Genomic DNA, 14,169 nt, shown 5'->3' on the forward strand with positions numbered 1-14,169 from the left:
AACATAGGCGTTGCCCCCACCCCGATGCAACCCCTCGGAATTGCTGCGCTCCACGCGCAGTGATCCCGCCTTGCGAGCACCCCGCGCGTCGCCCACCCTTGCGCCGCCGTGAGAGAGTGGTGGCGCGATGCGCGCGGCGAGCCCTCGCCGATCCCGTGGGCCGGCACGCGTCGCGCGCTGCACGCGATGGTGCTCGTCGCCGCGATCACGTTCGCGACGCTCTCGCTGCTGCGCTGGCACACGTTCCACAACGAGACGTTCGATCTCGCGTTCTACGCGCGGATGTCGTGGGGCGCGGTGCACGGCGACGGATGGAACCCGATCGTCGGCGCGCACGAGCTCGGCCTGCACCTCGCGTGGATCCTGCGGCCGCTCGGGCTGATCGGGATGCTCTTCGGGCAGGCGCCGACGTTGCTCGTCGCGCAGTCCTTCGCGCTCGCGGCCGCCGCGCTGCCGATCGCGCGCATCGGCGCGCGGCACCTCGGCGCGCCGGGCGCGATCGTCGCGGCGCTCGCGTGGCTGCTCCATCCCAACCTCGCGCACGTCGCGTCGGAGGAGTTCCATCCCGGCAGCATCGCGGTGCTCCCGCTCGCGTGGGCAGCCGAGTCGCTCGATCGACGCAGCGGTCCGGGGATCGTGCTCGCGACCCTCGGCGTGCTGCTCTGCCGTGAAGATCTCGGCCTGGTCACGACGCTGGTCGGGGTCGGGGCGTGCGTGCTGGCGCTGCGCTCGCCGCGCTCGATCGAGCGCACCCGCCTCGCGCGCGCCGGCGTGATCGTCGCGGTGATCTCGCTCGCGTACGTGCTCGTCTTCGTGCTGGTGCTGCACCCGCGCTTCGCGCCGCCCGAGGGATCGCTCGAGCTGCACTTCGGGCGCTTCGGACGCAGCACGACCGAGGTCGCGCAGTACGTGATCACGCATCCTGCGGAGCTGATCGCGCACCTCTCGGTGCGACACCGCGTGCTCTACCTCGCGCTGATCACCGCGCCGTGCGCGCTGCTCCCGCTCGTGCGCCCGGGGTTCCTCCTGATCGCGGCGCCGGTGCTCGCGATCAACCTGCTCTCGGACTTCCCGGGCACGACCGATCTCGACTCGCACTACCTCACGCCCGCGATGCCCTTCGTGCTCGCGGCCGCGATCCACGGCGCTGCGGCGCTGCCCGATCGCGCGCTGCTGCGCGTCGCGCCGCTCGCGGCGAGCGCGCTCTTCGCGCACCTGATCGCGGGTGGCACGCCGCTCTCGCTCGTGTTCTCGCGCGAGCCGTTCGTCGCCGACGAGAGCACCGACGCGGCGCGCCGCATCGTCGCGCGCATCGGGCCGAGCGCATCGGTGCAGGCGCCCGACGCGCTCCTGCCGCACCTCGCGGAGCGACGGGATCTGCGCCGCGCGCCGCCGCCCGAGACGCGCGCCGACTTCGTGGTGCTCGACGCATCACACCGGGTGCGCTTCGCCCACGAGGAGGACCTCCTCCGCACCAGCGAGGAGCCCCAGACCCGCGCCTGGATCGCGCGTGACGATCACGCGCTGGTCGAGGCCGGCGGCGACTATCTGCTGCTCGAGCGCGGCCGCGATCCCCGCGAGGGCATCGGGGCGCGCGCGATCGTCGATCACGACGACGATCGACGCGCCGGTCGTCGCCTCACCGGATGCCTGCGGCTGCGCGACGCGCGGCTCGAGCGGCGGGGCAGCGGGCTCGTGCTCACGCTCGATCTGCTCGCGCTCGGTGCCTGTCCTTCCGACCTCGCGCTGCGCATCGGCGAGGGCAAGCGACCGCGCCGGGTCGACCTGATCGCGAACGGATGGCTCTCGCCCGCGCACTTCCGCGCCGGCGACGTGATCCGTTCCGAGCACCCGCTCGGACCCGCCGAAGTCCGCCCCGGCCGGCTCCGGGTGGGGACCCTCCGCTCGAGCGGCGCCCGCCCCGAGCACCTCGATCCTCACTCGATCGTCATCGACGCAGCAATTCCGTGACGCTGGCTGACGTTGCTCGACGCGGTGCGCTATGCTCCCGGCTCGTCGCCGTCCGCTCCCGGCGATCCTCCGGAGGACCCGTTTGACGTCCCCCACGTCGAGCTCCGAGATCACCGAAGACTCCGACGCGACAGAGCTCGCACTGCGACGCTCCGGCATGTTCCAGGGAAGCTCACGCGCTTCGACACTGACTTCGAGCGGTCCGCAGAGCGACGAGGACGACGGGCCCACGCTCCTCGAGTCGCGCAAGAACCTGCAGAGCCTCCAGCCCGAGCTCCTCGCCGATCGCTACGAGAGCCGCTCGGTGCTCGGCGAGGGCGGCATGGGCGAGGTGCGCCTCGTCTGGGATCGCATCGTCGGCCGCGAGGTCGCGATGAAGGTGCTGCTCCCCACGCGCTCGGGGAGATCACGCGCGAAAGAGCGCTTCCTGCGCGAGGCGCACGTGCAGGGCTACCTGGATCATCCAGGGATCGTCCCGGTGCACGAGGTCGGGACGCTGCCCAGCGGCGAGCCCTTCTTCACGATGAAGCGGATCCGCGGCGTGACGCTCCACGAGGTGCTCGAGGGGCTGCGCAAGAACGATCCGAACCTGCGCAGCCGCTTCAGCCGGCGCCGCATGCTCTCGGCGTTCTCGAAGGCGTGCCTCGCGATCGACTACGCGCACGCGCGCGGCGTGGTGCACCGCGATCTGAAGCCCGAGAACGTGATGCTCGGCGACTTCGGCGAGGTCTACGTGCTCGACTGGGGCGTCGCGCGCATCGTCGGCACCCAGGTGCAGCGCATGCCGATGGCGCTGCTCGGATCGATCACGCGCGCCGAGCAGGACCTGCTGGGCACGCCGGGCTACATGGCGCCCGAGCAGATCGATCGCTCGAACGACGCCGACTCCGCGGCCGACGTGTACTCGCTCGGCACGATCCTCTTCGAGGTGCTCACGCTCCAGGCGCTGCATCGCGGCAAGAGCGTGCGCGAGCTGATGATCTCGACGCGCGAGGGCGCCGACGCGCGGTGCTCGGTGCGCGCTCCGCAGGCCGCGGTGGCGCCCGAGCTCGAGGCGATCTGCGTGCGCGCGACCCACGCCGATCCGCTGAAGCGCCCGCAGGCGCGCGAGCTCCACGAGGCGATCGAGTCGTTCCTCGACGGCGATCGCGAGACCGCGCGGCGCAAGCTCGTCGCCGATCTGCACCTCCGCGCCGCGAAGGAGACCCTGAAGCGCGCGTCGGGGACGAGCGGCGCCGAGGGCGCGACCGCGCAGCGCGATGCGATCCGCGGGCTCGCCCGCGCGCTCTCCGCCGATCCCTCGAACCCCGAGGCGCTGCAGCAGCTCCTCGATGCGCTCGCGAAGCCGCTCGACGGCAAGCTGCCCGAAGAGGCCGAAGCCGAGGTGCGCGAGGAAGAGGAGAAGCAACACCGCGTCGCGTCGCGCGCGCTGCGCGCCGGTCGCTTCAGCTGGCTGCTCTACGTGCCGCTCGTGGTGTGGCTCGGCCCGCGCGATCTCGTGCTCGGGTTCACCGCGCTCGGCGCGATCATCGCGGCGGTGCTCGTCAGCTGGATCGTCGATCTGCTCCCGAAGCCGCGGCCCTGGATGCGCACCGCGGTCGCGGTGTTCGCGATGCTGACGATCATGCCGATCGCGTCGTTGTTCTCGCCGCTGATCCTCCTGCCGGCGATCGCGGCTGCGAGCATCCCGACGTTCATGGTGCACCTCGACCGTCCGGGACGCTGGATCACGACGGCTGCGGCGTGCATCGCGGCGACGCTGCCGTTCGCGCTCGAGGTCGCGGGTGTGATCCCGCCCTCGGTCCTGATCCGCGACGGAGCGATCACGATCCTCCCCCGCATGACCCACTTCCCCGAGTGGCCCACCCGCATCGTGCTGCTGGTGCTCTCGATGTCGCCGCTGCTCACCAGCGCGATCCTGATGGGCCGCGTGCGCTGGGAGCTCGACGCTGCGCGCCGCCGCGTGCACTGGCATCTCTGGCGGCTGCGCCAGCTGATGCCGTGATCCGGATCGGCGAGCATCGCTACGAGTCATCGCTCGCCGGCGAGCCGCGCGAAGAAGAGCCTCATGGGTTCGGCTGGCTCGGCACGCTGACGCTCGTCGTGCGCCGGGTCGGCGGCGCCGGCGCGTTGCGGATCGCATTCGACGGCACCTCGATGGGACGCGACGGAGCCGCGGGCGACGTCATGCGCATGGGCGCGGACGGCCCGGAGTGGCTGCCACTGCACGCGACCGTGGTCAGGCGGTGCTTCATCGAAGCCGCGCTCGCCGCCGGGTGGGACGGAGAGCGCGACGACACGCTCGACGGCTGGGCGCTCTACGACGACGCGCTCGCGCGCATTCGCGCGCGCGAGCCGCGTCCGCCGACGCTCAGCTGATGCCGACCTTGCGCTCGATCACCTCGATCGCGCGCTTCACCCGCTCGTCGCTCTCGACGAGACCGCTGATCTTGCGGTGCGCGTTCATGACCGTGGTGTGGTCCTTGTTGCCGAAGCGCGCGCCGATCATCGGGTAGCTCAGATCGAGGCGCTCGCGGCAGATGTACATCGCGATCATGCGGGGCAGCGACACGTTGCGGTGCCGGCGATCGCTCATCAGCTCCTTGATGCCGATCTGAAAGTACTCGCAGGCCGCGCGCTGGATGTCCTCGACGCTCGTCTGACGCGCGTCGCGACCCTTCGGCTGGTGCGCACCGAGCGCCATCCGCGCGAGCTCGATGTCGAGCGGGCGCTGCTGCGCGTCCGCGAGCACCGCGAGACGCAGCAGCGTCCCCTCGAGCTCGCGCACGTTGCTCTGCACGACCTGCGCGATCAGCAGCGCGACGTCGTCGCCGAGGTGCAGCTGCTCCTGCTCCGCCTTCTTGCGGAGGATCGCGATGCGCGTGTCGAGCTCGGGCGCCTGGATGTCGGCGACCAGGCCCCACTGGAAGCGCGAGATCAGGCGCTCCTGCATCTCGGGGATGTGCTGCGGATAGACGTCGCTCGTGACGACGATCTGCTTGTCCGCGTGATAGAGCGCGTTGAACGTGTGGAAGAACTCTTCCTGCGTCTGCTCGCGCCCCGCGAGGAACTGGATGTCGTCGATCACCAGCACGTCGCACGAGCCGCGATAACGCGCGCGGAACTCGTCGATGCGCTTGTGCTGCAGCGCCCAGATGAACTCGTTGGTGAAGCGCTCGGCGCTCAGGAAGAGCACGCGCGCGTCGCGACGATCCTCGAGCACGCGATGGCCGACCGCGTTGACGAGGTGGGTCTTGCCGAGGCCGACCTTGCTGTAGATGAAGAGCGGGTTGTAGCGCTTGCCCGGGCTCGAGCTCGCCGCGATCGAGGCCGCGTGCGCGAGCTGGTTCGACGGCCCGACGACGAAGTTCTCGAACAGATAACGCGGGTTCAGGGCATACGACTGCTCGCCCACGGGACTTCCGCTCTCGACCGGCGCTGCACTGCGATCGCCGGCAATGCTGCGGGCGACCGGCGGTCGCGCGATCGGCGCACGATCGGTCGCGCCGCTCTCGACGTCGAACGGAAGCTCGCCCGCCGCGCGCAGCGCGCGCACCGGCGGACGCGACGCGCGCGCCGTCACCCGGCCCGCCGCCGCCATCCGCGCACCGCGCGAGAGCATCGCGTCGTCCGCGAGCATCGCGCCCGGCGCGACCATCACGCCGGTCGACGCGACGTCACGATCCGCCACCGCCGGGCTGACCACCTGCCCGGCCGACGTCACCTGCTCCTGCAGGCTCGGGTCGACGACCCACGAGACATCCAGCCCGCTCGCGCCTGTCAGCGCCGCGAGCGACTCGAGGATGTCGGGCAGATAGCGCGCCGAGATCCAATCCGCGAAGAAGCGGTTGGGAATCCGCAGCCGCACGATCCGGCCCTCGATCCCGTCGAAGCGAATCGGCTCCAGCCACGTCGCGTAGGTCTCTTCCGCGAGCCTTCCGCGAAGTCTGCCGAGAGTCGATTCCCACAGCCCGTCCATGCCAGATACCCCAGCAGTTGAGCGCACTTGTCCAAGCGATCCACAAGCTTTCCACAGCCTGGGTCGCTCCAGCGGTTCGTTCAGGGTCGCCGTCTCGATCGAGGTTCGCTGTTCGGGTGCGTGTTTCGAGGGACGCTTGGTTCTAGGAGAGGTGGCTTCTCGAAGAGCTGCCCATCGGAACATCTACCCAGCTACATCTGCGGCACAGCTACAGCGACATCTGCCTTGCTCGGCTCGGGTGGTCTCCGCGAACGAGAGACGACTGCTATCGCGGTAACCCGTCCCCGCCAAATTACCGTCACTCCGATGCTGCACCCGAATCAGGACGCATCATCCGAGCTACGGCAACTCCTCACGAACTGCAGTGAGGGAGCGAGACACTCGATCGGAGGCAACCCGCCTCCCCGAGGAAGACCGACGCTAGCAAAGCTCCCGGGTGCCGTCTACGGGTCTTCCTGCGGAAACTTCTAAGCACATGATCTCGCTCAGTTTTCTTCGTTCGTGACGCGCCGGTTCCGAAGGTGTCGAGACGCAGTGCGTCGAACCCTTTCGGGAAGCCTCGGAGATCACACGTGATCCGCCGAGCCTCTTCGATCCGGTCTCCGTTTCGTCACGGGAGCCAGCGTGATCACACTGGATTCGTGGCATTCCGCCGCGTGACCCTCCGGGCACGTCCGCGCGGCGGGTCGGATCGCGGGCGACGCGGGGCGCATTCCCGCGATTGCGACCGGTTCGACGCGGTTTTCTTGGTGTACGGCGCCGAACCCGGTTAAGCAGGGACACCGCTGTCCAGGCGTTCGGGAACGGGCGTTCGGGGGATCGCAGAGGGATCGGAGGAGCGATGGTGCGTTGGTCAGGTGCAGCGGGGGTGCTCGTGCTCGCAGGGGCCCTCGCGATCTCGCTCGGCGCACCAGCTCGGCTCGCGGCCCAGGCGGCAATCGATCCCCCCGTCGCCGAGGGCTACGACACGACGCGCGGCCTCGCGATGGGCCTCGGCGCGCGCGCGTCGGCGGCCTCGACGTCGGCGCTCCAGTACAACGCGGCCGGCCTGACGATCGGGCGCGTCTATCACATCGAGTCGATCGCCGGGTACGAGCCGGGCACCACGCGGTTCAGCGTCGGCGCGGCGGTCGTCGACTCGTACAGCTCGCCGATCGCGATGGGCATGTCCTACCGCTACATCCACGGCAACGGCGAGTACGGGCACGGCGGGATGGAGGGACGCCTCTCGCTCGCGCTGCCGATCGGCGATGCGTTCGCGATCGGCGTCTCGGGCCGGTACATGAGCTACTGGCGCGAGGGACAGCCCGAGGGCGACACCCGCGGCCCGTTCGCCGAGGGCGTGACCATCGACGCCGCGATCCGTGTGATGCCGATCGAAGGCCTGCACATCGCGGCCCTCGGCTTCAACCTGATCGACCACGGCACCTCGCTGGTGCCGCGCCTGGTGGGCGGGAGCGCGAGCTACACGATCGATCGCATGGTCACGATCGCGTTCGACGGGCTCGCGGATCTCTCGACGTTCTACAACGTCGACGGCTCGCTGCGCCCCGAGGCGGTCTTCGGCGGCGCGGTCGAGGTGTTCATCAGCGGCGTGCCGATCCGGGCGGGCTACAGCTTCGACACCGGTCGCGACATCCACTACGTGACCGCGGGCCTCGGGTACGTCACCGGCGATTGGGGCCTGGATTTCTCGTGGCGCCAGCAGGTCGTCGGAGACGACGACACCTGGCTGCTGCTCGGGTTCCGCTACTTCGTCCATTGAGGGGTCTTGGAAGACCCCTCCCCCCGACCGGCAAAGCCGGCTCGGGGCCCCCCTCCCCAAACGCTGCGCGCGGGGCCCCAGCCCCGCTTGCTCTTGCTCGGGCACGCCTCGGGCTCGCTGATCGCGCGACGCGCTCACTCTCGCGCACTCACTCTCGCGCGCGCACCAGGACCAGCTTCGCGAGCAGCTCGTGCACCCCGAGCGGTGCGGCGACCCGCACCTGCACGCCGCGATGATGCTCGGCGGCGCCGAACGCGATCTCGGGGACGTCGCTCGTCGCGTGCCTCCCCGGCGCGAGGAAGTACGGGACCACCACGATCTCGGTCGCGCCCTCGCGCACCAGGGCGGCGATGCCCTCGGGGATCGACGGCGCCGCGAGCTCCATGTGCGCGTGGCGCACGATCGTCCCGTCGGCCGCGATGCGCTCGACCAGCCGCGCGACCTCGCCGAGCTGGGCGTTCGCGGCCTCCACGCGGCTGCCGTGATCGACGAGCAGGATCGCGCGCATCCATCGAGCTTGAGGGGGATCGCGCATCCCGGCTACCTTCGCCGGAACCGCGCTCGGCCGAGGTTGTCTCGGGCGCGTGGACCTCGTTCCCGACGACCTCGATCACGCCGCGCTGGAGCGTCGTGCCGAGGCGTTCGGGTTCCACGTGCCGATGCCCGACGGCCACGAAGAAGAACTGATCGAGCGGCTCCAACGACGCGACGAAGCGGCGTTCAACGAGCTCGTCCGCCTCTATCAGGAGCGCGTGTTCCGCCTCGTGCTGCGCATGCTCGGCGATCGCAGCGAGGCCGAGGACGTCGCGCAGGAGGTGTTCATCACGGTCTTCAAGTCGATCGAGGGCTTCCGCGGGGACAGCAAGCTCTCGACCTGGCTCTATCGAGTGGCGACGAACCACTGCAAGAACCGGATCAAGTACCTGGACCGTCGCGCGCGCGGGAAGAAGAAGGAGCTCGACGAGATCGCCGAGCACGGCGCGGTCGAGAGCGCGTCGATGAGCTCGTCGGCGCAGGTCGCGCGGCCCGATCAGCAGGCCGAGGCGAACCAGATCGAGATGATCGTGCGCGAGGCGATCATGGAGCTCGACGAGGACCAGCGCGTGCTCGTGATCATGCGTGACGTCGAGAACATGAGCTACGAGGAGATCCAGCAGGAGACCGGGCTCCCCGAGGGAACGGTGAAGAGCCGGCTGCACCGCGCGCGTCTGGCGCTCGCGAAGGCGGTGCAGCGCGCGACCGGCGAGCGTCGCTCGAGCACGCCCGCCGTGACGGCCTCGTCGTCGGGGAAGAAGTGAGATCATGGAAGCGATGACGAGCGACGAGGCACGCGACCTCTTCGGAGACGTGATCGAGGGGAGCCTCGACCCGGCGAAGAAGGCCGCGTTCGAGGCCGCGCTCGCGAGCGACCCCGAGCTGAAGGACGAGCTCGACGCGTACCGGATGGTGGTGCGTGGCGCGGCGGCGCTCGGTGGCGACGCGGGGGACCAGAAGGAGGGACCCGAGGCCTCGCCCGACCTGCTGCCCGGAGTGCAGTCGAGGCTCAGGGCGCGGAGCCGCGGACGGTTCTATCGCGACCGGTTCGCGGAGCAGGCGGGGCCGCGGGGCACGTTGCCGGTCTTGGTCGCGATCCTGGTGGCGCTGCTCCTCGCGACGGGATGGCTCGCGGTGCAGAGCTTCGTGCAGGTGGAGGGGCCGCCCTCACCGACCTCGCATCCCTGAAAGACGCGCAGAACGTCTGGGACCGGGCAAAACCCTGAGGGTCTTGCCCGGTCCCAGACGAAACGCCGCGACTGCGGCCAGAAAAAAAGCGGCCCGCGCTGCGGGGGGGGCTTGCAGCGCGGGCCTGGCGCGACCTGGCGTGATCGGCGGTTGGGGGGGCAGACTCGCCGAGGTCACCGGGTCGCGTCTGGGGCTTTAGCGAGGGCCGTGCCAGGCCAGGCCGCTGCGGTTGCCCCACGTTTCTCGCGATCGTCCCGCCGCGTTTCAGCGCGCGCCTTTCGGATCTGCAACCCCCCTTGCACCGATGCACTCGCAGGGGTGACACCGGCGTGCGATGGGGAGCGTCGCGTCGGGTGGGGCAGGGTCGTACCTCAGGGGCGCAGAGCGCTCCACGCTCCACATTCGGCGCTCCCTGCGCTCAGACGACCCGAGCGAGGAACGCGTCGCGGGCGGCCAGGTACTCGCGCCGATGGGCGACGAGGTGCCGGACGTGATCGCCCTCTTCGAAGTAGAGGCGCTCGAGGGGAACGCCGTGCGTCTCGCAGTCGCGCACGAACGCCTCGACGAAGCGCGCGGGGACGAGCTCGTCGCGACCACCCCAGATCACCATGAGCGGCCGCTCGCGATGGGCGTCGCGGATGCGCGCGAGGCTGCGCTCCATGAAGCGCACCTGCTCCGGCGCGATGTGGTGCCACGCGTAGAGGAACGCCGAGAACGGCGGGCCGAGCAGCGGGTGCGAGTGCGACGCCCGCAGGCCGAGCTGGGCGAGCAGCGCCGGGAGCATCGCGCGGGTGGCGTAGCGCGCGGTGAAGCGCGCCTCGACCTTCGGCGGGAATCCGGGCGCAGAGTCGACGATCGTCGCGCGATGGGCGTCGCGCAGCGCGGGCGAGAGCTGATCGAGGAGCGCGGTGGTGGTCCAGAAGCCGGCGTTGCTGAACGCGTGGATCACCAGCGGCATCGGGCGCGCGGCGTGGGCGCGCTCGAGGCGCTCGGCGAGCATACGTCCCTCGCGGGCCCACCCGTTCGCGAGGCTCATCGCGCGGAAGGTGCGCGGCACGTGGGTGAGGACGTCGGCGCCGTACTTCGACTCGTCGTGCTTCGCGAGCACGCGCAGCTGGCGCTCCCGCGAGCCGTGCCAGCCGACGATCAGCTCGCGGAACGCTGCTCGAGCCACTCGATCACGCGCCCCGAGAGGTCCTGGCCCGAGAGGCGCGACATCTGCTGGATGCCGGTCGGGCTCGTGACGTTGACCTCGGTGAGCTTGCCGCCGATCACGTCGAGGCCGACGAAGTAGAGGCCGTCCTTCTTGCAGCGCGGGCCGACCTCGGCGCAGATGGCGCGGTCGTTCGCGTCGAGCGCGGTCTTCTCGACGGTGCCGCCGACGTGGATGTTCGAGCGCACGTCGCCGCGCTGGGGGACGCGGAGGATCGCGCCGAGGGGCTCGCCGTCGAGCAGGAGGATGCGCTTGTCGCCCTCGGTGACCTTGGGGAGGAACTCCTGGACCATCGCGACGCGCTTTCCGTCGAGGGTCACGGTCTCGATGATCGCGTTGACGTTGAGGTCGCCCTCGGCGAGGAGGAACACGCTCTCACCGCCCGCACCGCTGAGCGGCTTGAGCACGGCGCGCCCGCCGACCTCGCTCACGAAGCGCTTGATGCGCGCCTTGTCGTTGGAGACGAGGGTCGCGGGCATGAGCGAGGGGAAGTGCGTCGCGTAGAGCTTCTCGTTCGCGTCGCGCAGCGCGCGCGGATCGTTGACGACGAGGGTCTTGCCGCGGACGTGCTCGAGCAGGTGGCAGCCCCAGAGGTAGTTCGCGTCGAAGGGCGGATCTTTGCGGACCAGCACCGCGTCGACGTCGTCGATCCACACGTCCTCGTAGTCGCCGAGGGTGATCGGCGCGATCGGATCGCGCTGCATCGTCGCGCGGCGGACGCGCGCCCCGAGGCGCCAGCCGTGGAGGAACAGATCGGTGATGAGCGCGTGATCGACGCGATGCCCGCGCTCCTGCGCCGCGAGCATCAACGCGAACGAGGTGTCGGCGTCGACGAGTACGGTCGAGACCGGGTCCATCAGCACGACGATGCGCATGCGCGCACGTACATCGCGCGCCCAGCGCGAGAGCGCAAGGGTGGTAGAAGCTCGGGCATGCGGAGAGTCGCCCTCGCGCTCGCGTGCCTCGCGCTGGTCCTCGTCGGTCAGGCGGCGCCGTCGCGCCCATCGCACGCCGCGGTCTACGCGCGGTACGCGGTCGCGGCGGATCATCCCCTCGCGTCGGATGCCGGGGCGCGGGTGCTCGCGGCGGGCGGCAATGCGGCGGATGCCGCGGCCGCGACGATGCTCGCGCTCGGGGTGGTGAGCCCGGCGTCGAGCGGGCTCGGAGGCGGTGGGTTCGCGCTCTATTACCGCGCGTCGGATCGATCGCTGACGTTCCTCGACTTCCGCGAGACCGCGCCGGGCGCGGCGACGAACGACATGTTCGCGCGGCGCGACGGCGATTCCGACGCGATCGCGGCGCAGCGCTCGATGACCGGCGGCCTCGCGGTCGCGGTGCCGGGTGAGCCCGCGGGGATCGAGGCGCTGATCGCGCGCTTCGGATCGCGTCGGGTCACGCGCGCGCAGATCGCGTCGCACGCCGAGCGCCATGCGCGCGAAGGGTTCGCGGCCTCGCGCTACGTGAGCGACTCGTCGCGCTCGGTGCTCGCGCTGCTGCGCGAGGACGGCTTGCTCGCGGGATGGCTCGGCGAGGACGGGATCGCGCAGGGGGCGCGCGTCGTGAACCCGCAGCTCGCGGCGACGCTTCGCACGTTCGGGCGACAGGGCGCGGCGCCGTTCTATCGGGGCGCGATCGCGCGGGCGATCGTCGAGGCGGTGCGGGCGCGCGGAGGCGTGATCACCGCGGAGGATCTCGCGGGTTATGCGATCCGCGAGCGCACGCCGCTGTCGCGCGAGGCGTTCGGGCGCCGGTGGGTGACCGCGCCGCCGCCGAGCGCGGGAGGGATCACGATCCTGCACTCGCTCGCGCTGCTCGAGGCGTGGCAGCCCGAGGGTGGATGGCGCGAGGGCGCGGCGTTTCGTCATGCGCTCACGCAGTCGTGGATCGGCGCGTACGTCGATCGCGCGGCGTATCTCGGTGATCCCGATCACGCCGAGGTGCCCACCGATGCGCTGCTCGCCGACGAGCGCCTGGCGCGGCGCGCCGCGCTCTTCGATCCCGAGCGCGCACTGCCGGCCGACCGGTGGGAGCTGCCGCTCTCGCCGGCGAGCGCACCGCCTTCCGATCGCGGCACGTCGCACCTCTGCGTGGTCGACGAAGAGGGGAACATCGCCGCGGTCACCACGACGATCAACCTGCAGTTCGGCGCGCGCGTGAGCGCCGCGGGGATCGTGCTGAACGACGAGATGGACGACTTCGCGCGCGAGCTCGGCGCGCCCAACGCGTTCGGTCTTCCGGGCGGCGCCGCGAACCTGCCGCGCCCCGGGGCGCGCCCGGTGTCGTCGATGGCGCCGACGATCGTGTTCGAGGGCACGCGTCCCGTGATGTGCGTCGGCGCGAGCGGTGGCTCGCGCATCCCGACGGCCGCGGAGCAGGTCGCGCTCGTCTCGCTGCTCTTCGAGGCCGAGATCGGCGAGGCGATGGCGCGCCCTCGGGTGCACCAGCAGGGACGTCCGGGCACGACGCTGGTCGAGCCCGGCATCGACACCACGACGCGCCTCGCGCTCTGGCGTCGCGGGCACGACGTGGGCGAGACCCCGACGATCGCGAACGTGCAGACGATCCGGATCGTGCGGCGCGATGGTGTGGTCGAGCTGCACGCGGCGAGCGACCCCCGCAAGGACGGCGCGCCGCGCGGCGAGTGATCAATAGACGACGACGCCGTAGGCCTCGGTGAACGCGGCCATCGCATAGGCCTCGCGCGCGTACGCGTAGCCCTCGTCGCCCCAGGCTCGTCCCCACGTGTTGCGCACGATGAAGCAGTCGGGCTCGTAGCCGACCAGCGCGATCGCGTGGCCGCCCAGCGTCGACGACTCGTCGTAGCGCTCGAGCACACCGTCGGGCCCGACGTGCATCCAGGTCTCGTCGCAGAGCAGGCGCGTGAGGATCGGGCCGCGCGTCGCGAGCCACTTGCGCCAGTCCGCGGGGTCGCGCCCGAGGTTGTGATAACGCGCGATCTTGTAGCGCGCGGCGATCGAGTAGAGCGCCTCCGCGTCCTCCTGGAAGAGCCGCCCGTTCTCGAACGGCAGATCGACCTCGGGCAGCGCGCCGTAGATCCGCGCGACGTCGAGCGCGGTCTTGATGCTGGTGCCTTCGGCCTCGATGAACGTCGTCGGGTGCGTGTCGAACTCGTCGCTCTCCTTCGCCGCCATCCAGATGAAGCGCGCCGAGAGCAGCTGACCGGTCGCGAGGCGCCCCGCCTTCGTGAAGTACCAGCGCAGCACCGAGTCCGCGGTCGCCCACCCGACGCACGAGCCCGTTCGCTTCTGGTCGGCGATCGTCCACCACGGCTCGCGGAGATCCTTGCTCGGCGGGATCGGCGCCCCGGCGCGATCGGGATCGGCGCGATCGGCGTGCTCGATCCTCCAGTCGTGCGCGGTCCCGCGCGACGGAAGGCAGTTCAGGATCCGACCGTTCCGGTGGGTCTCCCCGACGTTCATGTCGACTCGTCCTCTCGAGCGCGCTCGTCGTCTGGCCATCGCTACGTCGCGCGCACACGCAAGTGGCTCGCTCGCCACC

Annotated in this window: 12 protein-coding genes; 7 read left to right on the forward strand and 5 right to left on the reverse strand. The window is 70.8% G+C overall.

Annotation, left to right across the window (positions count from 1 at the left end; translation table 11 throughout):
• The first annotated feature begins 108 nt into the window (after positions 1-108).
• From I5071_RS35350 to I5071_RS35360, 3 genes are all read left to right on the forward strand, one after another.
• Positions 109-1,971 carry a DUF2079 domain-containing protein gene (locus I5071_RS35350; protein ID WP_236517753.1) on the forward strand — a complete coding sequence of 621 codons (1,863 nt, stop codon included), beginning with the start codon at positions 109-111 and terminating at the stop codon, positions 1,969-1,971.
• Between the two features lie 157 nt (positions 1,972-2,128).
• On the forward strand, positions 2,129-3,976 hold the full coding sequence (locus tag I5071_RS35355) for a serine/threonine protein kinase (RefSeq protein WP_236517754.1): 1,848 nt from the start codon (positions 2,129-2,131) through the stop codon (positions 3,974-3,976).
• Positions 3,973-4,350 carry a hypothetical protein gene (locus I5071_RS35360; RefSeq protein ID WP_236517755.1) on the forward strand — a complete coding sequence of 126 codons (378 nt, stop codon included), beginning with the start codon at positions 3,973-3,975 and terminating at the stop codon, positions 4,348-4,350. Before I5071_RS35355 ends, I5071_RS35360 begins: the two co-directional genes overlap by 4 nt.
• On the opposite strand, the gene dnaA is transcribed toward I5071_RS35360, so the two are convergent.
• On the reverse strand, positions 4,343-5,950 hold the full coding sequence (gene dnaA, locus I5071_RS35365) for a chromosomal replication initiator protein DnaA (protein WP_236517756.1): 1,608 nt from the start codon (positions 5,948-5,950) through the stop codon (positions 4,343-4,345). The two genes, I5071_RS35360 and dnaA, sit on opposite strands and share 8 nt — an antisense overlap.
• A gap of 841 nt (positions 5,951-6,791) precedes the next feature.
• Here dnaA and I5071_RS35370 point away from each other — a divergent pair.
• Positions 6,792-7,715, forward strand: a complete 924-nt coding sequence (locus tag I5071_RS35370) for a hypothetical protein (protein WP_236517757.1) — start codon at positions 6,792-6,794, stop codon at positions 7,713-7,715.
• Between the two features lie 148 nt (positions 7,716-7,863).
• Here I5071_RS35370 and I5071_RS35375 read toward each other — a convergent pair whose 3' ends face one another.
• Positions 7,864-8,223 (reverse strand): sirohydrochlorin chelatase, encoded by a 360-nt coding sequence (locus I5071_RS35375; protein WP_236517758.1) that lies wholly within the window; start codon positions 8,221-8,223, stop codon positions 7,864-7,866.
• A 76-nt stretch (positions 8,224-8,299) separates the two neighbouring features.
• Between I5071_RS35375 and I5071_RS35380 the strand changes: the two genes are divergently transcribed.
• Both I5071_RS35380 and I5071_RS35385 read left to right on the forward strand, forming a co-directional pair.
• Positions 8,300-9,013 (forward strand): sigma-70 family RNA polymerase sigma factor, encoded by a 714-nt coding sequence (locus I5071_RS35380; protein ID WP_236517759.1) that lies wholly within the window; start codon positions 8,300-8,302, stop codon positions 9,011-9,013.
• A gap of 4 nt (positions 9,014-9,017) precedes the next feature.
• Positions 9,018-9,437, forward strand: a complete 420-nt coding sequence (locus I5071_RS35385; protein WP_236517760.1) for an anti-sigma factor family protein — start codon at positions 9,018-9,020, stop codon at positions 9,435-9,437.
• A 418-nt stretch (positions 9,438-9,855) separates the two neighbouring features.
• Here the strand turns inward: I5071_RS35385 and I5071_RS35390 are convergent, their stop codons facing one another.
• Positions 9,856-10,611 carry a DUF829 domain-containing protein gene (locus tag I5071_RS35390; protein ID WP_236517761.1) on the reverse strand — a complete coding sequence of 252 codons (756 nt, stop codon included), beginning with the start codon at positions 10,609-10,611 and terminating at the stop codon, positions 9,856-9,858.
• Positions 10,584-11,525 carry a glutathione synthase gene (gshB, locus tag I5071_RS35395; protein WP_236517762.1) on the reverse strand — a complete coding sequence of 314 codons (942 nt, stop codon included), beginning with the start codon at positions 11,523-11,525 and terminating at the stop codon, positions 10,584-10,586. Before gshB ends, I5071_RS35390 begins: the two co-directional genes overlap by 28 nt.
• A gap of 57 nt (positions 11,526-11,582) precedes the next feature.
• On the opposite strand from gshB, the gene ggt reads away from it, so the two are divergent.
• Positions 11,583-13,295 (forward strand): gamma-glutamyltransferase, encoded by a 1,713-nt coding sequence (gene ggt, locus I5071_RS35400; protein WP_236517763.1) that lies wholly within the window; start codon positions 11,583-11,585, stop codon positions 13,293-13,295.
• On the opposite strand, the gene I5071_RS35405 is transcribed toward ggt, so the two are convergent.
• Entirely contained in the window at positions 13,296-14,090 is a 795-nt protein-coding gene (locus I5071_RS35405) for a C1 family peptidase (RefSeq protein WP_236517764.1), read from the reverse strand.
• Positions 14,091-14,169: the final 79 nt, after the last annotated feature.

The sequence above is a fragment of the Sandaracinus amylolyticus genome (genome assembly GCF_021631985.1).
Taxonomy (GTDB): domain Bacteria; phylum Myxococcota_A; class Polyangia; order Polyangiales; family Sandaracinaceae; genus Sandaracinus; species Sandaracinus amylolyticus_A.

Bases quoted from the DNA above. Each gene is read 5' to 3' on its own strand.
- I5071_RS35355 (WP_236517754.1), top strand. From the start codon at position 2,129: ATGTTCCAGGGAAGCTCACGCGCTTCGACACTGACTTCGAGCGGTCCG.
- I5071_RS35370 (WP_236517757.1), top strand. From the start codon at position 6,792: ATGGTGCGTTGGTCAGGTGCAGCGGGGGTGCTCGTGCTCGCAGGGGCC.
- ggt (WP_236517763.1), top strand. From the start codon at position 11,583: ATGCGGAGAGTCGCCCTCGCGCTCGCGTGCCTCGCGCTGGTCCTCGTC.
- dnaA (WP_236517756.1), bottom strand. From the start codon at position 5,950: ATGGACGGGCTGTGGGAATCGACTCTCGGCAGACTTCGCGGAAGGCTC.
- I5071_RS35405 (WP_236517764.1), bottom strand. From the start codon at position 14,090: ATGAACGTCGGGGAGACCCACCGGAACGGTCGGATCCTGAACTGCCTT.
- gshB (WP_236517762.1), bottom strand. From the start codon at position 11,525: ATGCGCATCGTCGTGCTGATGGACCCGGTCTCGACCGTACTCGTCGAC.
- I5071_RS35375 (WP_236517758.1), bottom strand. From the start codon at position 8,223: ATGCGCGCGATCCTGCTCGTCGATCACGGCAGCCGCGTGGAGGCCGCG.
- I5071_RS35385 (WP_236517760.1), top strand. From the start codon at position 9,018: ATGGAAGCGATGACGAGCGACGAGGCACGCGACCTCTTCGGAGACGTG.